Below are 23,021 nucleotides of genomic sequence, written 5' to 3'. Positions count from 1 at the left end.
TGAACCCACCCTTATCTTCCGTTATTTATCCATCACTCCCAACATGTATGGATTAAAAATCAAGATGATTCATATTTTCTTGCTTATTTCAAATATACCTTATAAGGAATATTCTTGTAAAGGAATACTCCAAAAAAAAGTTGGTTTTTCTTTCTGACCCAATGACGAACTGCATTTCTGGACAAAAAGCAGATACGAATAGAAAAGACTTAGTCATTTTGAAGGCTTGATGAAAAATCTTCAAGCCTTACCTCAGAAGAAAGCACTCTTGCAGCCGGGATTTCTTTTTAGATGGCGTCGGAAACCAAGGCTTTATCTTCTTATTTCTAGATATTATATGACTGGATTCTTCAACTTCCGGCAACACTTTTCAAACTGCTTCTGCTCCAAACCACCATCGGGATAATGAGTAAGGAAATCATCCCGCCCGCAATTGACAACGTGGTATAGCTTGTTTGCGCTGCAATAATGCCCGAAATTCCCCCGCCAAGCGCTCCTGAAAGAGCAATAAACACATCAACTGCCCCTTGTGTCTTGGCCCGGGTAGCCAAACTTGTTGCATCAACGATGAGGGCTGTTCCACTAATAAGGCCAAAGTTCCATCCAAGCCCCAGCAATGCCAAGGAAAAAATAAGCGTAACCAAGGAATCGCTCGGGGCGATAGCCGGTAATGCTCCCGCAAAAAGTAATGTGATTCCCGAGGCGACAGCCATTGTGCCGCGCCCAAATTTATCGACAAGGATACCGGTAATCAAAGATGGCAGATACATGGCACCGACATGGATGCCAATGACTAATCCCACCCTGGATAAATCATGTCCGTGATTTTCCATATGTACAGGTGTCATTGTCATAATGGCAACCATCACAAATTGAGATAAAACCATTACTGTAAAGCCTACCGCGATCCCCTTGCTATTTGTTTTTTCAAGGGCCTTTTCCTTTATCTGATTCGCTTCCACTCGTTCACTAGTAATGGCTCTTGCTACAAAGAGGGGATCAGGGCGAAGGAAGAAAAGAAGGATCAGTCCTGCTAGAAAATATGCAAAGGAGGCCAAGATAAACGGACCGGCCAAGGATGGGATGCCGATTGCTTCAGCAAAGTCTCCCATGACATTGACCAAATTGGGACCTGCCACAGCACCCAAAGTCGTAGCCACCATGGCAATACTCACGGCTGTAGCACGCTGTGTCGAACCGGCCAAGTCTGTACCCGCGTAACGCGCTTGTAAATTTGTAGCGGTTCCGGCGCCGTAAATCAATAGTGAAGCAAACAGCAGATAAACATGACTCGTGATAGCGGCGATCACTACACCCGCAGCCCCGAGCGCTCCAGCAAAGAACCCCCCTGCCAGTCCAATGCGGCGGCCAAAACGTTGAGAAATACGTCCTACAATAAATGCCGATCCAGCAGACCCCAATGTAAACAAAGCAACCGGAACTCCGGCAAAACTGTTCGAGCCGAGCATTTCCTGCGCAAGCAATGCTCCAACAGTTATCCCTGCGGCGAGTCCCGCGCCCCCGAAAATTTGTGAAATGACTACAATGATTAACGTCCTGCGATATAATTCCATTTGCTTTTCAGAGGACTCAATATAAGCGGATTGCTCAGCTTTGTGTGGCATTGTTATTCCTCCTTTTCAGGTTCTTTCTATTACATTCATATGTTGAAGTGTCCCAATGATTGAAAAACACTTAATGAGGTCTTAACAAATAGGAGATCATTTAACTAATAGTGATGAATAACCCAATCTCGCGAATAAATAAGAGTGGCGTTGTGTCGCCGCTCTTCATTTTGCTCTTTGTATTCTTCTCACATCTGCTTTTGTTTCTACCAATTCTTCCAGCACAATCGTAAACTTTGTTTCCAGGTGCTTAATGTGGTCTGTCAGGTTTTGCTCCATAGACTTTAATTGGGCTTCCAAGTTACCTTGGCGGATTTCCAGATTTTCTTGGCGGGTTTCGAGAATGGCGAAGCGATCTTCCAAATTATCGAGACGCACTTCTAGACTACCGAAACGATCTTCCAAATAAATCATGAAAATGTTTTTTTAGATTTTAAAAGAATTAGCTCCACCGATCTTGAACTGTTTGAAAAGCTTGGGGTTGAATACATTGCATGGTTCAATGATAAAAAAGAAGCTTTGCAAAACGCTATTGATGTCATGAGTGCCGTAATGGTTAAAAGTAAGAAGATGACAAAATAAAGTACTATTAGTTGCTAAAGCACGTAAGCCACCCTTTAAGGGTGGTTTTTTATCTTTAGATAATATGTATCTAGCTTTTTAAGATGCTATAATAGACTGAGCAATAGGGCTTTCATGGGTGGTGGCTCATTCCCTGTAAAGGGGGTGATGCCTTATGACAGTATTCGAGAGTTTGATTTTGATGATCTCTTTTGCAACGTTAATCGTAGCTATACTGTCGCAACAAAAAAATAACCACCTCATGGCTGCCTAGCGAGCATTTTGGGTTGGTTATTTTTTGTGATAACTCAAAATTTGAGCTACCCCAATGAAGGGCTATTGCTTAGACCGAAGGTGTACCAGCTACCTTTGGTCTTTTTTAATTTATTCATTTTCTATTTACAGTATACCCTCTTTTTCTAAAAAAGAAAACATAAAACGGTAATCATAACTGAATAAAAAAGTAATCATTCGGAATTGCGGAAAACTAAAACCTGATGGCCGCAGCTGCTTTGTTGACTTTCTATTCTCCAACAACCATTAATATTACTTTTTTGTAGTGTTAATGACCTCGGCTAACTGCATTATAACCTCGGCTAATTTTTCAAGTTTCTTTTCGAACCTGAGAAACAGATAAATTGTTATAGCTATAGGAAATCCAAAATTTCCGATTAGAGTTATCCAAAATGGAAATTCAGTTGGTGTCATTTCTCTCACCTCTTTTATCAATAAAGAGTTTTTTTTACTAAATTACAACCCCCTCCCAAAAATAAGTCCCTAATTCCACAATCTTTTGTCAAGAAATTTTTTGCCGGAACATTTCATAAAACTCCCAAAAACCGACGATATCTTCCGGGTCATATCGTTTTACAATATGGATCAATTTGAGATGCAGCTCCTGCTCCAAATCTTCCCTAATCTGGGTGTCTGTCTGAAGCAAAGTTTTTTTGATTTTGGGTGCAAAGAGGTTAATGACCTTTTCAATGGCTTTCTCATCTTTTTTTGTAGTTAGTTCATATAAATTGGATTCCAATTTAAAAACCTCCATTCTGAAAGTTAATCATCCTTCCGCAATAATTTTCTCATCTTGCTGAGTGCCTTTTTCCGGGCCTTGGATACGGCCTGCTGGGATTTTCCTAAGAATGTGCCAATTTCAGAATCTGTCAGTCCTTTTATATATGACAGGGATAAAATATCTCTTTGATTAGGGGTTAAACTTTGAATAGCTTTGTAAAGGGCTGGATCGGTAACATAATCCAAAATATTGTCCGACTTTAATTCGAAGTCTTCCTCAATTGCCGCTAGGTCTTTATAGGTTAACTCTGTGTCATCCTTTACGGGTTCGTCTAACATTGCGGGAAAACGGTAAAGATCTTGGCGAATCTTTTTATCCATATTAACCCCATGGTAGTGAAGCGTTTTAGATACATAGGCAGTAAACCGGATACGGAAATAAAATTCCCGGAAGGCTTGATCTAGCAACTCTTGATTCTGGGGAGTAGGATGGCAAATGGATTGCTTGAATAACTCAAAATGTTTTCTCGTGGACAGAAAACTTTTGATGATAGGATTACTCAAAAATTTTTTATTTTCTTTAATAAATTCAAGGAATTTACAACAAGACTTTTGATTTTCCATCTTAAAACCAACCTTTTTAGGAGCGTATGTTCGATTAATTACATAAAAAAATTTCACGCTATTTTTTCGGTTAATTCATGATGAAAAATGTCTATTTTTCCTTAGGCATTGATTCGAAGAATTTTTTGATGTCATTAGAAGTTCTGGTAGCATCTTTCACCAATTCTCCTAAGAAATCTTTTTCCTCCTCTGTTACAGCCTCATTTAAACATTTTGTATAAAAGGCTTGCGTTCGTCTAGATTCGCATAAGCACTGTAATAGCTTGTCAAACATCAAATATTTCACCCCTTATATAGTATTTATTTAATCTTTGATATATAAAGAGGCGTTAAGAAAAGATATAACAACCCTATTCGTATATTAAATGTTGTGTAAGTTTATCAACTAAGCAGCCGATACTATTTGAACGTCTATTCTCATCTTGATATGTCAAATCAAGGTGTGAAATTGGTTCAATGATAAAATTTCTTCCTGCATTCTTTAAGTTAAATGGAACTTTATCATATACGGCGATTAAAAAAAGATTATAATTAGGTAGCCGATTATGTTTTTTAAGAAGTTTGTTATCAATATTGGTTCCAATCTCTGGAATAAATTTCCCGGATATATAGTCAATTACTCTGTATCCACTATAAAAGCTATTCCACCAACCCATGAATGATTTGAGTACTTGATTAAATGCTTCTATACCTTCCTTATTCTTTTTAAAAAGGGATTGGTAATTATAATCGTTTGGGTTATTGATAAAATTGAGATCCAAGGTTGTCGGACTTTCATCTAAAGCAATTGTATTTTGCACAGATTGGATATAGCTTTCCCAATGTAAAGAAACTTCATTTTTGAAAGTATCCATTGGTAAAATTGCATTATTATTAAGAGGGAAATAAGGAAATAAGATTGGTTCTCCATCGTATATATATCGATTTTTATACATGTTTGAAACATAAATTAGAAAGTTTAAATTAGCTGAACAATGATTACAAAGGGTCATTACCCTCATCCCCTCTCTTAAAATTAGATGGCTTTAATTTTATAATAACAAAAAACTAAGCCAAGATGGCTTAGTTTTTTCATTAATTGCGATATGCTGTTTCACATTTTGGTACTACAAAACTTGAAGTGCCTTGATTGTCCCTCGCTACCCCAGTAAATACTGCTTTGTAAGTTTTTCCTTTGGTTTTTGGTCCTCCTCCTTTGAAGCCGGATAGGGCTTTATATGGTTGCCCCATTCCACTTACAGGGAGTGAAGCTATAAATCTAGCTCCGTCTTTGATCGTGATTTCGCCAATAAAGGAATAGAGCGTACTAAAGCCTGGTTTGACGTACCACCATAGGGTTCCTCCTCCACGATCTTCAATTTTAGCTATCCCATTATTCCCATAGCATGTCACAAATGGTTGGATTTGTTCATTATTTTTCATATTAATTCCTCCTCTTTTAATTTCTTACATATTCAAGTCCTAAACTATTTACTAATTAACCGGTTATTAGTGGTATTTTGAATATGTAAATAATAAAGAGGGGTTTAATAATAAAAGTACAACCTAAAAAATTTTTATATACATGATTTATTTTCAGCTATGATGACTGCTTTTTGGAGGAGAGAGAAAACACAAAAGAGTGGACGGTTTGTTTTCGGCATCGAGCTTCAACAAACTGACTATTTTCATTTCATGAAAATAGTACACTCATTCCGGGGATCCGGCCAACCAAAAACATGTTGGCCGAATCTGCCTAATTCGCTTCATTTGTTTTTTCTCGAATATGAAAACTCGAAAAAGCGTTCCTCCTACCTAGGGATATCCTTCTTTGTGTCTCCTAAGTGTAATGATTGGCTCATAACTCGGTCAAGGGCGGGCGAAAAGGCAAGCCGACCCTTGACTCTCGTTTTCGCCAACATTATCCCGGGAAGATGTAGAGGTAACTAAGCGATTAGTTGAAGCTGGCAGGATATTAGGAATTGAATTGCTGGATCATGTCATAGTGAATGCAACTGGCGAATATAGCAGCCTGAAAGAAAAAGGGTTCATCTAAAGGGGAAGGTCTAAAATGGGACATCCTCTTTTTTCTTCCAATCTATTATATAACCTTTGAGCACATCATGAGTGACGTAGCGCTTCTCTTCCATTCGGAGATGACATTGTTGGCAACTTTGGCACCGTCACCTGCCGAGACGATTGTATGGACACTGACGTCGGCAACGGTTCCTGCAGTCCAGATCCCGTCGATGATTGTTTACCTGCCAAATCTACTTGTACGACTGTTTTGATTCTCGGTTCTCTTCCTTACTCCGTATCTACACCGATTTTCTCAGCCAATGTGACCAACGCTCCCGTAGCCAAAATAACATGCTTGGCTTTGTATTGGTTTTTTGGAGGGTGATCAGCCTCCCCTTCACAAATTGGCGCTCAAGTCATTAAAAGAAAGCTTTCTATAACTTCCACTTAACCTTCCTGCTACGATAGTTTTTGATCTATGTTTAGTACGGCGTTCAGCATCACATTTGCGGCCTGTTCAATGTCTTCTTTTTTGCTGAATTCTTCGGGACAGTGGCTTTTGCCATTGATGCTTTTTACAAAAATCATGGCTGTTTTTGCCACGTCCGCCATATGCGTGGCATCATGGCCGGCCATGGATGAAAATGTTGTGTAAGGGATTTGAAGATCCTTGGCAGACTCTTGAATCCACTGAACGATTTGTTCATCAAATTGGCATTCTTGTTGATCGAGTATATTGACAACGTTGATGCTCACTTTCCGTCTGTCTATAACTTCATCCCATTTTTGATAGATCATTTTTTTCAACTCTATCCGTTCCGCTGCCGTTCCGGAACGGATTTCAAGCACCATATCTACTTTTCCGGGTATAATATTCGCCGCATTCGGAAAAACATCCAATTTGCCGATTGTGGCCACTGCATCAGTGCCATGATTTCTCAAAATTGTTTCTACCGCGAGTATCATCTCGGAAGCTGCGGTCAAAGCATCAAACCGGTCGTTCATCATCGTTGTGCCCGAGTGATTCGATTCGCCAATAATCGTGACTTTATCCCTGTAGATTCCAACGATCCGATCGACAACCCCTACTGGAAGTTCTGCTGATTCGAGCTGTTTCCCCTGCTCAATATGAAGCTCCACGAATGCCGCGATATCGTCTTTTTCAATAGGGAGACGTTCCAATGAACCGCCAGCTTTTTCAACAGCATCTTTCAATTTCGTCCCTTTTGAATCGGTAACTGTCATTAGATCTTCTTTTGTCAGTTTGCCGGTAAAAGTTCTGCTTCCCATCGTAGAAAGGTTAAAGTCGTTGGGCTCCTCTGCTGTAAAGGAGACAATTTCCAATGTGTGCTTTAATGGAACCTCATGCTCGATGATCGTTTTCATGATTTCTTTTGCCACCAAGACGCCCAAAGCACCGTCAAACATGCCGCCATTTGGAACAGTATCGAGATGGGACCCGATTACGATGGATTTTTTAGAGGTATCTTCACCGCTCCAGCGTCCCCATATATTTGCGATCGGGTCGACATATACCGCGAGCCCCATCTCCTTTAGTTCTTTCATAAATAATTCTCTCACTTGATAATCCGGCTCGCTGAAACTGGGGCGGGTCAACCCGCCCTTTGGATCTAAACCATATGTTCCATAACGTTCTATATCACTCATAAGCCGATCTATATTGATTCTCATTGTAACACCTTTCTCATTCGTGATTTAAAGAGAACTGCCGAACATTTTATTTGATTAGGTCTTCCGCCAAATGAACGCCAAGTCCGGCTGCGTTGCTGACTCTGATTTTACCGTCTTCCACTAAATCCCACATAGGGGTTTGGACGATATCATGTTCATGCAGATAAGCGCCACATATAAAATCACTCGGATTTACTATAACCGGAGTGCTGGCTGCGACATGCATGCTGGCTGCGATCCCGATGCCCAGCTCCAGGTTGCTGCCGATTGTGCAAGTCATTCCTGCTGCTTCCGCCATTCCGGCAATTTTTTTAGCTTGGTGGATTCCCCCGACTTTACAAATTTTCAAGTTGACAATATCGGCACAGCCGATTTTGATAATATTAGTCATATCATGAATGGAGAATACCAGCTCATCCGCCATGATAGGCGTTTTGACTGCACTTCTTATTTCTTTCAATCCGAATATATTCCACTTTTCAATTGGCTGTTCAACTGATTCCAAGTCACCTGTCTCTTCCAGTTCTCTGATTACTTTGATCGCGTCCGCTACATGATATCCCTGGTTCCCGTCCAGACGGATGCGAACATCTTTCTTGTTGTCTTTAATGGCTTGTCTGATTGATTGGACTACACGTATATCCCTGACAGGGTCCTTTCCAACTTTGATTTTGATTGTTTGGAACCCGAGATTCATTACTTTTACAGCCTCTTCATAGGCTTCTTCGTCACTTTTCATTCCAATCACATAAGTCAAAGGAATTTCTTCCCGGTAAAGCCCGCCAACAAGATCGTATACAGGTTTATTTTCCATTTTTCCCCAAGCATCGTGGATGGCGATATCAATCGCAGATTTTGCGGCACTTTGGCCATAAATCGTCTGATCCATATTCCTATGGATTTGACTCAACGATTGGAGCGGCAGTCCAGTGATAACAGGAGCCAAATATTGATCATTCACCAGCTTAATTGTTTCCGCCGTTTCGCCCATGAACGCAGGAGAAGGAGATGCTTCTCCGTACCCTTTAACTCCATCTTCAGTGACTACTTCCACAATGGCATGTTGTCTCACTTTAGAAGAGTAAAGCGATATTTTCCACTCATTTACTAATGGCACTTCAACAATGTACGTATTAACCTCTTTGATGTGATGACTCAATTGAAATTCTCCTTTATTTGATAAATTGCCCTTGGCCTTCCCATATCGTGAATCTTTCTTTCGCCAACCGATTCAAGCACGCCAGTGTCTGTCATTTTTTTAATGAGACGCGCAGCGGTTCTCGTTGTTACGTTCGCGTACTCAGCGTACTCCTGGGAAGTGAAGGGGCGGAATTGACGAAGCAATAAAAAGTCGGCAAATCTGGACGCTGTTTCAAGCGTCAGCCCACAAGTAAGCAATGCGTTCATCAATGATTCTTTGTTGACATCCTCTTCCTCGTTCAGCAAATAAATATAAGCTCCTGACTCGTTGTATAAATAGCAAATACTTTCATCTTCTTCCAATGCGCGTTGTAACGCACTTTGGGCATTATGTTCCGCCTGCCTTGCCGTCAGTCCGGAACCAAATCCGACGGCAACTGTAATGTTTAATTTCTTTTCTATTTCTTTTACAAAACAGGACAAATGATTATCCGAAATCAGCTTGTCGAAGCTGCCTTTTGTCCCAAAAATGATGAACTGATGATAATGGCCCTTATATAAAGAGAAGTCCATTTTATGAGTGTAATTCAGCAGTATTTGATGAAAAGCCAATAACAATTGCTCAAATTGAAAATCTCCCAGACTGTCCGATACGCGGTCCAAATTTTTAATTTTCACGAGCCCCATCACGATCCGGGACGTTTCACTCAGCTTTATTTGTCCGAGCGTTTTAGCTTCTTGCAAGCCATGCAAAAAGTTTTTCTTCGGAATCGGCATTTTCAGACAAGGAATGTTCAGCTCTTTCAATGCTTGGGCGACTGCATCGATACTTGTTAATACAAAGTCAATCGCCTCTTGATCCCAAAGCTGTTGATGGCGCTTGACAATTTCCGCAATGTCCAAACCCGGAATTTCATGAATATCATGGATAAAAATATCTTTTTGCTCCATCCCAAGATCGTTCAATACTTCTGTCACATGCGCCGGGTTCATAATATCAATGGAAAGCCTGCGAATCGCCATTTGATATTCCGTCGCCAATAAAAAGAATGTATGTGAAACCATCAATTCATCAAACGGCACGTGAGTATAAGGGACATTCATTTGTTCCAAGGCATTTTTGGCATACAGATAAGGCACAGGGCCGGCAAACAAGAACACGTCGCACGTATAGGCTTCTTCCACCAAATCTACACATTCTTTTGGCTGTTGATACGTGAACGGAACGATAGAAATATTAGAAAACAACTTGCTGTAATTCTCCAACCCTTTTACTGTTTCCTTCGTACCAAAAGCCGCGACTCGGATATTCATAAGACTCTCCCTTTTTATTCAGTGGCCGTCATGTATTCAATCGTCAGTTTGCCGATCTGCGAAATAAACTCCCGGCCCTGATAATTGTTGTTCCAGTTGGAAGATAATATCGCAGCATACACCTGTCTATTTTCAAAGGTAAACATCCCGACATCATGCTGAATGCCGTTTAACTCTCCCGTCTTGTTGGCGATTGATACCTTGTCATGAAACATGGCCTGGTGTGCTGCAAGCTTCTCCCTAAATTGCTGATTTTCTAACATTTGATAAATGACTTTTCTGCTTTCATTTGACAATAGTTTGTTTTCGTGGCCGATTAACCGGAAAAAACGGATCATATCACCGGCCGAGGTGTAATTGTCGATCCCGCGCTTCATCGCCTCGTGATCCATAAAATAACGACCAAGAACTGTTTGGCTTGCCCCCGCCTTTTGACAAAAAGCGTTAATGTTTTCTCGTCCAATTTCATGGATCAACAAGTTGGAGGCTGTATTGTCAGATACAATCAAAGCAAGGGTCATCATGTTTAAAATACTTAATTCCATATTACCAGATAAATAATTCAGTACACCCGTGCCCGCCACTTTATCTTGAACAACAACTTTTTTGTTAAGATCGAGCATACCTTGATCAGAAGCATGGAGACCGGCCATGACGATTGGTACTTTTATGACACTTGCCGCCTGCATTCTTTCCGCTTCATTGATTTTTATTTCCCCATCAGGTGTGCAGATATAAACGGCGGTTTTTCCACTGGCCTCTTGAGCCAATGTTTCAATGTGGCGTTTATATGATGAAAAATCCATCCCATTCACTCACCTTATATAATAATAGTCCGCAAAATGACAAACGCAACGATCACGGCTGTCCCCACGATTCCGAATATGACCATGCTCTTCAAGTCTTTCGAGCGGGCAATTCCCATTGCGCCAAGGGTATCTCCGATCGGATATAGCATTTCGGTCATTTGCGAGCCGACAAGAAGGACCATGATATAGATACTGATCGGAATACCGGCAGAAGTGAAAAGTCCCTTGAACATTTCATCAAGAACAACAACTTGCGCAACCGCCGCTCCAGGAATGCCTGCAATACCCGTAATCGTGGTCAAAGCGACAAGCGTAATGTCTCCGCCTTTTTCAATAAACGGCATGAGCAGATTTTTCAACGCTTCAAACCCGCCAAGTTGCTCTATATAAAAAATAAACGGTGAAAACAAGACAAACTGGAAGAACAGCCAAATTAACGGCTTTGCCCCCTCAAAGAAATGTTCCGCTATTTCATTCGGTGTCAGACGCCCAGCCAATCCGGTCACTACGGCAGTGATAACGATTACGGCAATGGCAAACGTTGACCCGCCTTCCGTAAGGATGCCGTACACAATTAAGGCAAACAGTGTCACCAAAAAGACGAAGGTTGCCTGTTTCTTAACTTTTTCGTTGCCTGGTTGCTTTGATTGACTGTTTTTGGAAAGCATAATATCTTCATCTGAGTAAGGAAACTGTTTCAATGTCTGCGGTAAAGTCTTTTTCACAAAAATAAAAGTAACGAGCCACATAACAACCGCTAATGGCAGACCCGCATATAAAACGATCTGTCCGTATGACAAGCCGGTGATTTCCATAAAGGTGACCATGGGTGGAGTAAATGGCCCGAGCCATAAGCCCGTCACACCAGCCCCTTGAAAAATGATTGCCACCGCGCTGGACGAAAGACCGGCTGATGCAACAATCGGAATTACGACAGGTGCGATGACCGCATTGGCACCAGCCAGTGTTCCGAGGGAACCGGTTAATAAGGCAGATGATGCCATCGTTCCAATAATTGCTTTGTTCGGTGTATTGACCCCGACCCGGTGCATGACAAAGCGGACAATATTTTCTGCCACACCCGTTCTTTCCGCAATTTTCCCAAGCCCTGCTCCCGCCAGGATAATTAATCCGACATAGGCAAGGAAAGAACCTAACCCTTCTTTTGTTTGTGTAGCAATAGATGTAATGCCGTGCCCGCCCATTACCGCTCCAACAATTGTTGCTATGGCAATGGCAACGACCGGGTGCCATTTTCTAAACGCCAATACGACAAAAATAATCAAGGGCAAAAGCCCCCACAATGTTGGCCCCTCAAACATAAGTTCCCCTCCTTTAACTAAAAGACATATATAAAGACGTTGTCTCTTTATTTTCAGATTCTAGTTTATTCAACTATAAAAGTCAATACATTTTTAAAGGGCTTACATAAAGAGAGAACTCTTTTCAGCCATTGCTGATCCACCTTTTATCTCCCCCATATCATTTGTAATAACATCAACTAGCGGCTTTCCATCCAAAAAGTAGTTTTCCCAATAAAATAACTTTTATATTTTATATTTGCAAAAAATTTTAATTGTGCTACAGTATTGAATACTATAGATAAAAAGAGAGGAATTTAAATATGAAAGCGCTATTTAAATTCTTTTCTCTGAATGAGATCAGCCTTGGAATCATCAAGTACAAGTGGGGTAATACAGTGACAAAAAAGCCGTAGAGATGAAGACTCTATGGCTTTAAAAAGTATGTGTGAAGTGAAAAAGAAGGAAAAAGTCGAAACTATGAATATTATTATTGAGGGAAGATGACATAATCTCTAATTTTGGGATTGCTCATTAGTGATGTTGAAACGACATTCCACCCCTTTTTAATTGCTACTTTTGAAGAATTCTTATTTAGATATTTAATCTTAATCATTCTAAGAAAGGAGTTCTCGAAATCTTGGAGCTTTATAATAGGTTCTATTTTATTCGCTATGTTACTTCACTTAAATGGAGATTGGCTTTTAAATATAATGATAAAGTTTCCCTCAAGTTTAATACTATACTACTTGGCAGATAAATATGGATTACAAGATGCAATTGCTTTTCATTGGCTACATAATCTAGCTATTACAGTTTATTCTCAATAAATTTCAAAGTACAGGTGATATGAAATGAGACTGAAAATATTTTTATCTATAGTATTAAATTGCATAACCTTTGGAATAGCAAGTCTTTTAAACATTGATATTTCACTACTTCTCTTAATCAGTTTAATTTACATTATACCCGTAATGTACAATTTAATTTTAGAGTATATGTTTCCGAGCAATACAAATTATGTAAGTATTTTTTCTTTGTCTCTTATTACTACAATTTTTTATTTTGTATTTAGCTTGATTATTATGTCAAATCCTAACTTTGATTTATTCATTAAAAAACATACAATGACTATCGGTGACATAGCGATTGAACTTAGTGATGATTTTTCTAGTCTCCCACAACTACTTTTTGTATTTTTGGTGAATTTCTCTATTTTATTTTTATATCAAAAGATTAAACAAAAGAGGTGAGCATCATTGTTAGAAGTTAAAAATGTAAGCAAAAAATTTAAAAGCAATGAGTTTTTTTCTTTGCAAGATGTCAGTTTTAGCATTAAACCTGGAGAAATTGTGGGATTGATTGGTAAAAACGGAGCTGGAAAAACAACCTTAATGAAGATGATTGCTAAAACGATCAAGCCAACAAGTGGTACCATTATCTATCAAGGAAAGGATATTTTTTCTGGAGACAATTTATTGCATAATGTCGGCTTGATGATTGAAGCCGTATATTACTCCCATTTAAGTGCCTATCGAAACCTAGAATTTTATTTGCAAATTCATAATCAGAAACAATATCATGAAAACATTGAAAAAGTACTTGATCTTGTCGGATTATTAGAAAAAAAAGACCAAAAGCCAAGCGGATTTTCTTTCGGAATGAAGCAACGACTTGGACTAGCACTCTGCCTCGTAACAAATCCTGAGTTTTTAATTTTAGATGAACCATTTGTTGGCCTAGATCCTAATGGTGTTGAAATGTTAATAAAAACATTGAAAAAGTGGGCTGAAGAAAGAAAAACAACCATTCTTATTTCAAGTCACCAATTGAATGAATTAGAAGAATTAGCAGAGCGATACCTTTTTATAGAAAACGGCAGATTAAAAGATGATTTTATACAGAGTCAGGAAAATATAACCATCATTCAATTGAGTAAACCGGTAAATAGCTTTGATTCTATAAAAAAGAAATATTCAGGTCAAATTACTTTAACCGGCGATGGAGATTATCTCGAAGTGAATTTAAAAGGAGAATCATTCAATAGCCTATTAGTAGACTTAACTAAAGAGAACCAAATTGTTGCTATTACAACAAAAGAAAACACCATTCAGAAATATTTTAAGGAGGAAAATGATCATGAATAAACTATTCCCTCCAGTCTTTTCTAATACACTAAAAATGAAGTCGTCTTTGTTGTATTTTGCTTTCGGGCTTTTTCCAATGATCTTGATTATCATCTCTCTTATAAATACTAACTTTATGCAGCTCACGGGGGAGCCTGGATCTCTAAGCGCACTTGAGTTTTTTGTATCTACTTCAGTAGTTCAACATAATGCGGTATTGCCACTAATTATTATTGCTTATATTGCGTCAACATTATTTTTCACTGAAATTGATAAAGGTACTTTATTTCTATATAAAGATCTCAACCGGACTTCTATTTTGAACGCAAAGTGGTTTTCTTTACTATCGCTTTACTTGATATATTTGATTATTTTATTTGTCTCTAGCATTATCGTTTATTATGTTCACTTAACTCAGTTCGATTACACATCCGGCAATTTTTTTCCTGCAAGTATGGCTGATTTTGGATATGCTTTAATCGAATTTCTAGGCGTGTTTTTTATTGATTTACTTTTTATTCAAGTTGTTACAGCGCTATCCATTAACTTCTCTACAGGGTATGCTATTTTTGGAGGGATTGTGTTTTTCATTATCACTGGAACTGCTCCAATGCTCAGTACGTTAAAGTACTTCTTCCCTAATGGTTATCTATCACTAGTGGGGTCTACTCATATGGGAATTCTTGTGGGATTGGTGATATGTATATTCATTATCTACTCAACATTGCTATACTTTTATTCTAAAATCAAATTTAATAAAGTCGAATATTAAAAACGAGTTTTGAAGATTTATTTTCCGTCTATCATCTTACATAACAACTGAAGAAAAATATACTAACATTAGTAGTACAGGCCAAGGCAATGGTTTGTGCTACTTTATTTTTTGCGGTAGAAAACCCCTAGGATCGACATAGTCCGTTTCAGCTTCCCCCCTCATGTGTATTTTAGTTTGTTGGGGCAGTGAAAATGTGTAAAAGAAAACGTATGTTGTATCTTGTTAAGGAATATGTTAGTCCGACTACATACGTCACCACTCTAAAAGCCATGGCGAATAGGTAAAAGATGGTGGAACTATGTTTAATTTTCAAATGTTTTCGTACTGTCGAGTTAAACATATGTTTGAGCATCTTTCTTATGGATCCCTCGTCGCACTTATACTTAAATAACAATTGTTATACCCGTTTACTAGTGAAGTGCTTTAGAAATTCTCCGAAAACAATCTACTGATTATTCCTGCAAAATCGCTGCTCTTAAAAAGGAGCGCCGTCCTTCAAATGTTTCGTTTAACCGTCAAGCACAATCATTCATGTTTCATATTCCTTTCCCCATAAGGCCATGACAGCACACCAAAGCAATATTGTGCTTTATGCACAATCCATATTTGGGAATTTGTCTTTCGACACTAATGACCTTATATATAAATGGAAGATAAAATAATAGTAATTCCCGAAAGCTTGCTATATAATTTACTCATTACTCTGAAAAGTCGCATCTTTACAATAACGAAAGGATGAACGATTGTGCGTTTAAGTCTCGAAATTCTCAATGGGATGGATCAAACCGATTTTACCGAGGCGCTTGGCTGGATTTTTGAATATTCCCCCTGGGTCGCCGAGCGAGTATGGATGAAACGGCCATTTGCTTCTATATCCGAACTCCATCAGACGATGGTAAACGAAGTAAATAAAGCGGCATTTGACGAAAAATTGGCCCTCTTAAGGGCACATCCCGATTTAGCTGCCCGTGTTAAAATGGCTGAAGCTTCTGTGAAAGAACAAACCGGTGCAGGCCTTGACCAACTGACAAAAGACGAACGAGAAGAATTTTTATCCCTCAATAAAGCCTATACAACCAAATTTCATTTTCCGTTTATTTTGGCTGTCAGAAACCACACGAAGGAAACCATTCTGGCAAAAATGAAGGAACGCCTCGATCATTCTCAAGAAGCTGAATTCAAAGAAGCGCTTGAACAAGTATATCAAATTGCCTATTTTCGGCTACAAGACTTTATCGCTTCCTAGAGTGTTTTCGCGTTTTTCCCACCTATCGGGTGTTACCATTCGCTTTGCAAAAAGAACGTTTTGCAAGTGAGGGATCACAATATAAAGCTTGAGGAGGAATTTGAATGAGTTCACAAAAAAGATTAATGTACTATGGGAAAGGTGACGTCTTTGTGTTCCGCACCTATCAAAAGCCGCTCGATGGAATTAAAGCGATTCCAGAATCAGGGTTTACGGGACGAAACAATGTCATTTTTGGGATGAATGCAAAGATTGCACTTGAAGGGGAGTTCCTGGAATCATTTACAAAAGCGGATAATTCCCGTGTGGTCGCAACTGACTCTATGAAAAACTTTATTCTTCGCAAAGCTGCTGAATATCACGGCTCCACTTTCGAAGGATTTTTACACTTTGTTTGCAAGCGCTTTCTTGATGTGTATTCCCACATAACTGCAGTTGAAATAACGGCAGACGAAATTCCATTCGAGGCAGTTCAAGTCGCGGGTGACACGCATTTGGAGACAAGTCCGCTCGTATATAGACATTCAAGAAATGAGTTGATCACTACGACGGTGAAGGTCCAGCGAAGCAAAGCAGGCTATGAACTTGCCAAACAGGAAAGCGGCATTCGGGATCTGCATTTGATTAAGGTTTCGGGCAGTTCCTTTTACGGCTATATTCGGGATGAGTATACGACCTTGCCAGAAGCAAAAGATCGGCCTTTATATATTTATCTCGACATTCTCTATCGGTACAATAAGAAAGAAGATGCCGTCGCAGATAACCCTGCTGTTTATGTGCCGGCAGAGCAAGTCCGTGATATAGCCGCTTCGGTGTTCCATGAAGCAGATAATAAATCAATACAGGATCTGATTTATCGAATTGGCTTACGGGTTCTTCAACGTTTTCCGCAACTGGCCGAAGTTCAATTTTTATCCAATAATCGTACTTGGGAAGCGGTGATTGAAGATATTCCTGGATACAAAGGCGCTGTCTGGACAGAACCGAGGCCGCCATATGGTTTCCAAGGATTTGTGGTCAGCCGCCAGGATCTTGTCAATGAAGGTTTGGAAAAAGCAAAGGAAAGTGTAAAAGCATGAATGGAAAATTAACAACTCATGTCCTTGATTTAATGAACGGTATTCCTGCGGAAGGTTTAAACATCGACCTTTGGAAGTTGGAACCAGAACGGACCTTTATCAAAACCGTTACTACAAACAGCGACGGCAGGGTTGATTCTCCCCTGCTCTGTAATGAGCAATTCAACCCGGGGGAGTATGAACTCGTATTTTATGTGGCTGATTACTTTAAGAAAAAAGGGGTTATTCCAGCGGCAACCCCGTTTCTGGATCAAGTCCCTGTTAGATTCGGAATTTCTGATATGAATTCCCATTACCATGTTCCGCTTTTGGTCGCTCCTGGCGGTTACAGCACCTACCGGGGGAGTTAGTTTGGACTTATCATGGCGCATACCTCCCGCGCCTTTGCAGACCGCGAAAAAAAAAGACCCCTTCCCAGGGAGGGGGTGTTCATCCTAATGCCACATCAAGAATCATCATCACTACAAAGCCGACCATTAAGCTCATTGAAGCCAAATCTTTATTACCCTTCTCTTGAGAAGCCGGAATAACTTCTTCCGCTACAACAAAGATCATTGCTCCAGCTGCAAAACTTAACGCATAAGGCAGTAACGGTTCAATAATCGCAACAGCAAATGCCCCGATAACTGCGGCAACCGGTTCCGCCATACCTGATAACTGTCCGTAAAAGAAGCTTTTTCTTCGCGACATACCTTCCGCCCTTAACGGCATGGAAACCGCAACTCCTTCAGGGAAATTTTGAATGCCGATTCCCAGCGCCAAGGTTAAAGCATCACTTAAAGAAGCTTCCGTTCCCCCACTTGCAAGCGCACCAAAAGTAATCCCAACCGCCAACCCTTCTGGAATATTGTGTAACGTGATTGCAAGCACCAACAATGTACTTCTTTTTCTTTTTTTCGCCTGATATCCTTCCGCTTTGCCAAAGGAAGTATTCGGGTGGAGATGAGGCAGTACTGTATCAATCCCCCACAAAAAAACGCCGCCCATCAAAAAACCAATTGCCGAAGGAAACCAAGCCCCGACGGAATTCCCATTTGACATGTCGATGGCTGGAGCCAATAAAGACCAGTAGCTGGCTGCAATCATGATACCACCGGCAAATCCTAACATACTATCCAATAGCCGCTGGTTTATTGTTCTTGTAGCAAAAACGAGGGCAGCACCAAACGCTGTCATTCCCCACGTAAATAAAGTAGCCATCAATGCTTGTGTAACTGGACTAAAATACATAAAAAAGTCTGCCATAATGGAATGACTCCCTTTAAGCTCATACTAAGATCAATAAATGACTGCAGGCACAAGTTCATTTTTTCATAAAGTTTCCCTGCTAACAAGCATATTACAAGCTTTGTCCCTTTATACGGCAAATATTGAAAATAGAAACACATCGCTAAGCTTACCAAAAAAAAATCCCCCAGATATATGTTAGGGGATTTCAAATATATAAAGGTAGAGGTTAACAAAAATAAACAAATGTAAAAGCAAATTCATTCCAACATGATTCAACTGTCACCGCTAACAGCTTTTTGTTCCATATTCATGGCATTCGCATTACTTGGAACATGGTCCGTATGCCTGGGACCATTGATACCATTTAAAATAACGTTTAATAGAATGAGAACCAATGAGCCCATTACTACCCCGTTTCCAAAAATTAAGCGGATCGTATCAGGAAATTGTTCAAATGAAGCCGGAACACCCTTAATCGCTATTCCAATTCCAACACCTACTGCGATAATCAATTGATTGGAAGGCAAGGACAAGTTTTCACTGCTGATCATTTTTAAGGCTGCTGAAATGAGCATCCCAAACATCGGTACCATGGCTCCACCCAATACGGGAGCAGGTATCATCGTTGTCAGCGCCGCCACTTTTGGCACAAGCCCCAACAAAATCAGGATTCCACCCGCGGCGATCAGAACTTTTAGCTGTGTTACTTTTGTAAGGAGAACTAGTCCGACATTCTGGGAAAAAGTCGAATGGTTAAAGGAATTAAAAAACCCGCTAATAAAAGAGCCAAGACCTTCTGCGCGGAGCCCTTTTTTCACATCGTTCTCACCGATTTCCTTATTTGTAAACTCCCCCAGCGCAAAAAACACACCAATACTTTCAATCGCAATGATAAAAGAAATAATCGTCATGGCAATAATGGACGAAAGCTGGAATGTCGGGGCTCCGAAGTAAAATGGCCGGGGTATATTGAGCCATTTCGCTTCATTGAATACGCTAAAATCCACCAACCCAAAAAAACTGGCCGCAACCGTACCAATAATTAACGCAAGTAAAATCGATACGACTTTAATAAATCCCTTGAACAAAGTGTTTATAATTAAAAAGCAAATTAAAGTAAACACCGCCAATATCAAATTCTTCGGTTCCCCAAAAGTAGGGGAATTTGCTCCTCCTGCCGCATTGTTCATCGCAACCGGCATCAAAGAAATTCCTATAATCAGGATCACGGAACCTGAAACGATAGGCGGGAAAAACTTAACCAATTTTCCGATCAAGGGCGCGGAAAGTGTAATGATTAAGCCAGAGACGATAACGGCGCCAAAAACTCCCGTTATACTATAGATCTTTCCAATTGCAATGGCTGGTTCCACTACAATAAAAGAGACAGCCATCAATACAGGCAATTTGATTCCGATATGCTTCCCGCCGATTACCTGAATCAACGTGGCGACTCCACATGCCAATAAGTCAAATGATATAAGATAAACGAGCTGTTGTTGCGTTAATCCGATAGCATGTGCCACAATGATCGGTACTGCCACAGCGCCGCCATACATGACGCAAACGTGTTGAAATCCCAAGGTAGTTGTCTTCATTAAGCTTGTATTTCCCATTCGATTTCCTCCTCAATGTTCATTGTCGAGCGGCTTCTGTCATCACAAGAGCGTAAGCTGTCAAACAAATAGATGCCTAATTTTAGTAATACATTAAATTTTTAGAAAATTTAATGTGGAGAAAAAGTTGTGACAGATTTGTTATGAAAAAATCGGGATAGACATTGTAAATCAAATTTACAATACCACACAGCCAACAATATTCTCCCCCTGTCCTTTCCCTGGAACTTGGGCAAAGCAAGAAACAGATTCTCTTCTCGTAAGAGTTTCATTGACATGGATCTTCCATACATGCGAAAATCTGATGTATAAGTTTACTTCACTTACTGATAAATGTATCACCCCATTATATTTCCCCTTAAGTAAAACGCTTACAAATCCGCTTTAGATTCGCAAAACGTGCTTTTATTTACTTTTACATTGTATCTCCACAAAAAGGGCGGGTCATTAGTCAAAAGCAACAAGATATAGGCAGAATGAATGTACATAGGTTACAACCGTCTCCCACCCTATGCTTAATCCTCTTGTTTGTTGTTTTCAGCTATCGCCAAAAAACATGCGGGATCAGACAGCTTTTTCAGTTCTCTAGTATGGAGGTTTAGCTTAAAATCTAAGGAATCTGACCGGCTCTCTTTCCGGTACGCTATTTTACCTTGTCGACCCATACTTACACAGAGTTTATCGCAAAGCAAGAAAGGAGGAATGAATCAGCCGCTGTTTACACATTAGTGTTGACAAATATTATTTTTCAATTTACAGTAAACTTACAATGAATCCTAAAATGAAAGTGTGGATTTTTCTAGAGGTTTCTCTATTTTCGCCACACAGCTGCCACTTTGCAGCTGTGTGGTTTTTTTTTGTAAAAAGGGGGCGGATGAGGAAAAGATATCATGTTCCGGTGCTGTGATATGACCATAGTCCAAACTGTTCCAAGCAAGATTTTTTTAATGGAGGTTTTTTTATATGCCGAGTTTATTAATAAAAAATGCAAGAAATATTATTTCTATGGATCAACAACGCCAGCGGTATCCCGGGGGAAGTATTTTTGTCGAGGATCAGGAAATAAAGGCAATCGGGACCAACATTCCTTATGAAACAGCGGACACCGTGATCAATGCCGAAGGAAAAATCATCTACCCCGGCTTAATCAATACGCACCATCATTTATATCAAACCTTTACTAGAAACATTCCGTGGGCACAAGACTGTGAGCTTTTTGATTGGTTAATGACACTTTACGATATTTGGCGGCATATAAGGCCAGAAGATGTCTACCTGAGTGCGATGGTTGGATTGGGAGAATTATTAAAAAGTGGCTGTACTACTTCTTCAGACCATTTTTATGTGTTTCCCAATGGGATTTCCGGGGAACTGATTGATGAAGAAATTAGGGCCGCACATGATTTGGGTATTCGCTTTTACCCTACACGGGGTTCCATGAGCTTAGGAAGATCAAGGGGAGGGCTTCCGCCTGATGAAGTCGTCCAAGATGAGGATATCATTCTCAAGGATACGAGAAGGGTCATTGAAACGTATCATGACCATCATCGTTTTGCAATGGTAAAAGTGGGGGTCGCCCCTTGCTCGCCATTTTCTGTAAGCCGGGATCTCCTCAAAGAATCGGCCGATCTGGCAAGAAGCTACGGTGTCCGGATGCATACACATTTAGCCGAAACAAAAGATGAGGAAGATTTCTGTAAAGAAAAGCTCGGCTTGCGTCCTTTGGAATTTATGGAGGAAACAGGTTGGGTAGGTGATGATGTGTGGTACGCTCATGGAATTTGGTTTAATGATCATGAAATTAAAAAGATAGGAACTTGTGGCTGTGGCGTCGCTCATTGCCCAAGCAGCAACATGAAACTATCTTCAGGAACCTTTCCGATTTTGAAAATGCTTCAATCGGGTGTAAAAGTAGGGGTAGGGGTAGATGGTTCTGCTTCAAACGATTCATCAAGCATGCTGCTGGAATTAAAGATCATGAATTTGCTCCATAAGCTTCAGCATGGCGCAACAGCACTAAGTGCCGAAGATTGTTTACATGTGGCTACAAGAGGTTCCTCTAAAGTTCTTGGCTGGGAAGACGGTATCGGTTCTTTAGAGGTGGGAAAGGCAGCGGATATGTTTATGGTGGACGCCGGTAGACTTGAATTTGCCGGGGCACTATTTGATGATGCCTCACTCCCGATCATCACGGGGACATCACAGGTTGATACGACTATTGTTGGCGGGAAAGTAGTCGTGCAAGATGGCCGGCTAGTGAATGTAAATGAAGCTTTGCTTTCCACCCAAGCACAAGCCGCCGCTAGAATGCTGGAAACTGCCGCCAAACATACAAAAATAGATTATAAAAAGATAAGGGCAAGAGAGGCTGTTACCAACGCTTGGCATTATTTACGTTAAACAATGCCATGACAGGGGTTGTCTGAAATAAATGAAAAGAGAACGGGGCCCGCACAAAACCCTGTAAAAATGTAACAAACCGCATGGAAACAATTTAAAAACCTGGTGGTTCCCCCTTGATTTCACGCGGTTTTATTCTTACGATTTTTACGAATATGAATCAGCTTTCAACTTATGTCCCAGCCCCGTCCCAAGAAAAACTCAAGCAGGAACGTAGTCAAAAAGAACTTGGCTCGATTCACCAAAGAGACTGGCTGGTTTTCTCCCTTTCCTTCGATGACCAGGCTGTATCAGCGTGGCTGGGCATGATGAACTGAGATGAATAAGCATTGCTCGGCAAGCTTCGCTGTGTAGAATCTGTATGAAACCAACCAATAGATGCTTGATTTATGTGAAGGACTTCTCCCTATTTCCGCAAGTTCCTTTCCAACTCTGTTTCCCCCTTTTACCACAAAAATGAGTTTCTCTCTG

The 23,021-nt window shown here is 40.2% G+C and carries 22 protein-coding genes and 2 pseudogenes; 9 read left to right on the top strand and 15 right to left on the bottom strand.

Annotation, left to right across the window (positions count from 1 at the left end):
- Positions 1-350: 350 nt before the first annotated feature.
- Positions 351-1,625, bottom strand: a complete 1,275-nt coding sequence (locus MHB50_RS01580) for an MFS transporter (protein ID WP_340084756.1) — start codon at positions 1,623-1,625, stop codon at positions 351-353.
- 165 nt (positions 1,626-1,790) lie between these two features.
- Positions 1,791-2,039 carry a hypothetical protein gene (locus tag MHB50_RS01575; RefSeq protein WP_077113725.1) on the bottom strand — a complete coding sequence of 83 codons (249 nt, stop codon included), beginning with the start codon at positions 2,037-2,039 and terminating at the stop codon, positions 1,791-1,793.
- Positions 2,040-2,361: 322 nt separating this feature from the next.
- Here MHB50_RS01575 and MHB50_RS01570 point away from each other — a divergent pair, with 322 nt between their 5' ends.
- Positions 2,362-2,460, top strand: coding sequence for a putative holin-like toxin (locus MHB50_RS01570; protein ID WP_236016979.1), 99 nt, complete (start codon positions 2,362-2,364; stop codon positions 2,458-2,460).
- Positions 2,461-2,732: 272 nt separating this feature from the next.
- Here MHB50_RS01570 and MHB50_RS01565 read toward each other — a convergent pair whose 3' ends face one another.
- The 5 genes from MHB50_RS01565 to MHB50_RS01545 form a co-directional block, all read right to left on the bottom strand.
- Positions 2,733-2,894: a YvrJ family protein gene (locus MHB50_RS01565; RefSeq protein ID WP_077113724.1), complete on the bottom strand. Its 162-nt coding sequence runs from the start codon at positions 2,892-2,894 to the stop codon at positions 2,733-2,735.
- A gap of 88 nt (positions 2,895-2,982) precedes the next feature.
- A complete protein-coding gene (locus tag MHB50_RS01560; RefSeq protein ID WP_236016978.1) occupies positions 2,983-3,219 on the bottom strand; it encodes a helix-turn-helix domain-containing protein in 237 nt (78 codons plus the stop codon).
- A 23-nt stretch (positions 3,220-3,242) separates the two neighbouring features.
- Positions 3,243-3,824: a sigma-70 family RNA polymerase sigma factor gene (locus MHB50_RS01555; RefSeq protein ID WP_205178821.1), complete on the bottom strand. Its 582-nt coding sequence runs from the start codon at positions 3,822-3,824 to the stop codon at positions 3,243-3,245.
- Positions 3,825-4,174: 350 nt separating this feature from the next.
- Entirely contained in the window at positions 4,175-4,816 is a 642-nt protein-coding gene (locus MHB50_RS01550; RefSeq protein WP_077113721.1) for a hypothetical protein, read from the bottom strand.
- Positions 4,817-4,898: 82 nt separating this feature from the next.
- Positions 4,899-5,246: a hypothetical protein gene (locus MHB50_RS01545; protein WP_077113720.1), complete on the bottom strand. Its 348-nt coding sequence runs from the start codon at positions 5,244-5,246 to the stop codon at positions 4,899-4,901.
- Positions 5,247-5,718: 472 nt separating this feature from the next.
- Here MHB50_RS01545 and MHB50_RS01540 point away from each other — a divergent pair.
- Positions 5,719-5,859 (top strand): annotated as a pseudogene (locus MHB50_RS01540) (JAB domain-containing protein); the annotation flags it as partial.
- Between the two features lie 10 nt (positions 5,860-5,869).
- Here MHB50_RS01540 and MHB50_RS01535 read toward each other — a convergent pair.
- The 6 genes and pseudogenes from MHB50_RS01535 to MHB50_RS01510 all read right to left on the bottom strand — a co-directional run.
- Positions 5,870-6,188 (bottom strand): annotated as a pseudogene (locus tag MHB50_RS01535) (hypothetical protein); the annotation flags it as partial.
- Positions 6,189-6,281: 93 nt separating this feature from the next.
- Positions 6,282-7,514, bottom strand: a complete 1,233-nt coding sequence (locus MHB50_RS01530; protein ID WP_340084755.1) for a Zn-dependent hydrolase — start codon at positions 7,512-7,514, stop codon at positions 6,282-6,284.
- A 46-nt stretch (positions 7,515-7,560) separates the two neighbouring features.
- Positions 7,561-8,673, bottom strand: coding sequence for a dipeptide epimerase (locus MHB50_RS01525; RefSeq protein WP_077113718.1), 1,113 nt, complete (start codon positions 8,671-8,673; stop codon positions 7,561-7,563).
- Positions 8,670-9,968, bottom strand: coding sequence for a winged helix-turn-helix domain-containing protein (locus MHB50_RS01520; RefSeq protein ID WP_205178815.1), 1,299 nt, complete (start codon positions 9,966-9,968; stop codon positions 8,670-8,672). Before MHB50_RS01520 ends, MHB50_RS01525 begins: the two co-directional genes overlap by 4 nt.
- A gap of 14 nt (positions 9,969-9,982) precedes the next feature.
- On the bottom strand, positions 9,983-10,774 hold the full coding sequence (locus tag MHB50_RS01515) for a serine hydrolase (RefSeq protein ID WP_205178813.1): 792 nt from the start codon (positions 10,772-10,774) through the stop codon (positions 9,983-9,985).
- Between the two features lie 14 nt (positions 10,775-10,788).
- Complete coding sequence (locus MHB50_RS01510; RefSeq protein WP_340084754.1) at positions 10,789-12,099, bottom strand: TRAP transporter large permease subunit; 1,311 nt, start codon at positions 12,097-12,099, stop codon at positions 10,789-10,791.
- A gap of 1,238 nt (positions 12,100-13,337) precedes the next feature.
- Between MHB50_RS01510 and MHB50_RS01505 the strand changes: the two genes are divergently transcribed.
- The 5 genes from MHB50_RS01505 (at position 13,338) to uraH (ending at position 17,654) form a co-directional block, all read left to right on the top strand.
- Positions 13,338-14,225 carry an ABC transporter ATP-binding protein gene (locus MHB50_RS01505; RefSeq protein ID WP_077113712.1) on the top strand — a complete coding sequence of 296 codons (888 nt, stop codon included), beginning with the start codon at positions 13,338-13,340 and terminating at the stop codon, positions 14,223-14,225.
- Entirely contained in the window at positions 14,218-14,976 is a 759-nt protein-coding gene (locus MHB50_RS01500; protein WP_077113711.1) for a hypothetical protein, read from the top strand. Before MHB50_RS01505 ends, MHB50_RS01500 begins: the two co-directional genes overlap by 8 nt.
- A 748-nt stretch (positions 14,977-15,724) precedes the next feature.
- On the top strand, positions 15,725-16,225 hold the full coding sequence (uraD, locus tag MHB50_RS01495; protein WP_328799774.1) for a 2-oxo-4-hydroxy-4-carboxy-5-ureidoimidazoline decarboxylase: 501 nt from the start codon (positions 15,725-15,727) through the stop codon (positions 16,223-16,225).
- A 104-nt stretch (positions 16,226-16,329) separates the two neighbouring features.
- Complete coding sequence (gene pucL / locus MHB50_RS01490; RefSeq protein ID WP_077113710.1) at positions 16,330-17,304, top strand: factor-independent urate hydroxylase; 975 nt, start codon at positions 16,330-16,332, stop codon at positions 17,302-17,304.
- Entirely contained in the window at positions 17,301-17,654 is a 354-nt protein-coding gene (gene uraH / locus MHB50_RS01485) for a hydroxyisourate hydrolase (RefSeq protein ID WP_340084753.1), read from the top strand. Before pucL ends, uraH begins: the two co-directional genes overlap by 4 nt.
- A gap of 79 nt (positions 17,655-17,733) precedes the next feature.
- Here the strand turns inward: uraH and MHB50_RS01480 are convergent, their stop codons facing one another.
- Both MHB50_RS01480 and MHB50_RS01475 read right to left on the bottom strand, forming a co-directional pair.
- Complete coding sequence (locus MHB50_RS01480) at positions 17,734-18,549, bottom strand: ZIP family metal transporter (RefSeq protein WP_077113708.1); 816 nt, start codon at positions 18,547-18,549, stop codon at positions 17,734-17,736.
- Between the two features lie 257 nt (positions 18,550-18,806).
- Complete coding sequence (locus MHB50_RS01475; protein ID WP_077113707.1) at positions 18,807-20,150, bottom strand: nucleobase:cation symporter-2 family protein; 1,344 nt, start codon at positions 20,148-20,150, stop codon at positions 18,807-18,809.
- Between the two features lie 963 nt (positions 20,151-21,113).
- Here MHB50_RS01475 and MHB50_RS01470 point away from each other — a divergent pair.
- Entirely contained in the window at positions 21,114-22,550 is a 1,437-nt protein-coding gene (locus MHB50_RS01470) for an 8-oxoguanine deaminase (RefSeq protein ID WP_205179656.1), read from the top strand.
- Positions 22,551-22,666: 116 nt separating this feature from the next.
- Positions 22,667-22,867: a hypothetical protein gene (locus tag MHB50_RS01465; RefSeq protein WP_205179654.1), complete on the top strand. Its 201-nt coding sequence runs from the start codon at positions 22,667-22,669 to the stop codon at positions 22,865-22,867.
- Positions 22,868-23,021: the final 154 nt, after the last annotated feature.

Origin of the sequence: Siminovitchia sp. FSL H7-0308 (assembly GCF_037980985.1) — a bacterium.
Taxonomy (GTDB): domain Bacteria; phylum Bacillota; class Bacilli; order Bacillales; family Bacillaceae_C; genus Siminovitchia; species Siminovitchia thermophila.
Note: the sequence above shows the minus strand (reverse complement) of the source record. Positions and strands in the feature narration are given on the sequence as shown.

Bases quoted from the DNA above. Each gene is read 5' to 3' on its own strand.
- MHB50_RS01580 (WP_340084756.1), bottom strand. From the start codon at position 1,625: ATGCCACACAAAGCTGAGCAATCCGCTTATATTGAGTCCTCTGAAAAG.
- MHB50_RS01575 (WP_077113725.1), bottom strand. From the start codon at position 2,039: ATGATTTATTTGGAAGATCGTTTCGGTAGTCTAGAAGTGCGTCTCGAT.
- MHB50_RS01570 (WP_236016979.1), top strand. From the start codon at position 2,362: ATGACAGTATTCGAGAGTTTGATTTTGATGATCTCTTTTGCAACGTTA.
- MHB50_RS01565 (WP_077113724.1), bottom strand. From the start codon at position 2,894: ATGACACCAACTGAATTTCCATTTTGGATAACTCTAATCGGAAATTTT.
- MHB50_RS01555 (WP_205178821.1), bottom strand. From the start codon at position 3,824: ATGGAAAATCAAAAGTCTTGTTGTAAATTCCTTGAATTTATTAAAGAA.
- MHB50_RS01550 (WP_077113721.1), bottom strand. From the start codon at position 4,816: ATGACCCTTTGTAATCATTGTTCAGCTAATTTAAACTTTCTAATTTAT.
- MHB50_RS01545 (WP_077113720.1), bottom strand. From the start codon at position 5,246: ATGAAAAATAATGAACAAATCCAACCATTTGTGACATGCTATGGGAAT.
- MHB50_RS01530 (WP_340084755.1), bottom strand. From the start codon at position 7,514: ATGAGAATCAATATAGATCGGCTTATGAGTGATATAGAACGTTATGGA.
- MHB50_RS01520 (WP_205178815.1), bottom strand. From the start codon at position 9,968: ATGAATATCCGAGTCGCGGCTTTTGGTACGAAGGAAACAGTAAAAGGG.
- MHB50_RS01515 (WP_205178813.1), bottom strand. From the start codon at position 10,774: ATGGATTTTTCATCATATAAACGCCACATTGAAACATTGGCTCAAGAG.
- MHB50_RS01510 (WP_340084754.1), bottom strand. From the start codon at position 12,099: ATGTTTGAGGGGCCAACATTGTGGGGGCTTTTGCCCTTGATTATTTTT.
- MHB50_RS01500 (WP_077113711.1), top strand. From the start codon at position 14,218: ATGAATAAACTATTCCCTCCAGTCTTTTCTAATACACTAAAAATGAAG.
- pucL (WP_077113710.1), top strand. From the start codon at position 16,330: ATGAGTTCACAAAAAAGATTAATGTACTATGGGAAAGGTGACGTCTTT.
- uraH (WP_340084753.1), top strand. From the start codon at position 17,301: ATGAATGGAAAATTAACAACTCATGTCCTTGATTTAATGAACGGTATT.
- MHB50_RS01480 (WP_077113708.1), bottom strand. From the start codon at position 18,549: ATGGCAGACTTTTTTATGTATTTTAGTCCAGTTACACAAGCATTGATG.
- MHB50_RS01475 (WP_077113707.1), bottom strand. From the start codon at position 20,150: ATGGGAAATACAAGCTTAATGAAGACAACTACCTTGGGATTTCAACAC.
- MHB50_RS01470 (WP_205179656.1), top strand. From the start codon at position 21,114: ATGCCGAGTTTATTAATAAAAAATGCAAGAAATATTATTTCTATGGAT.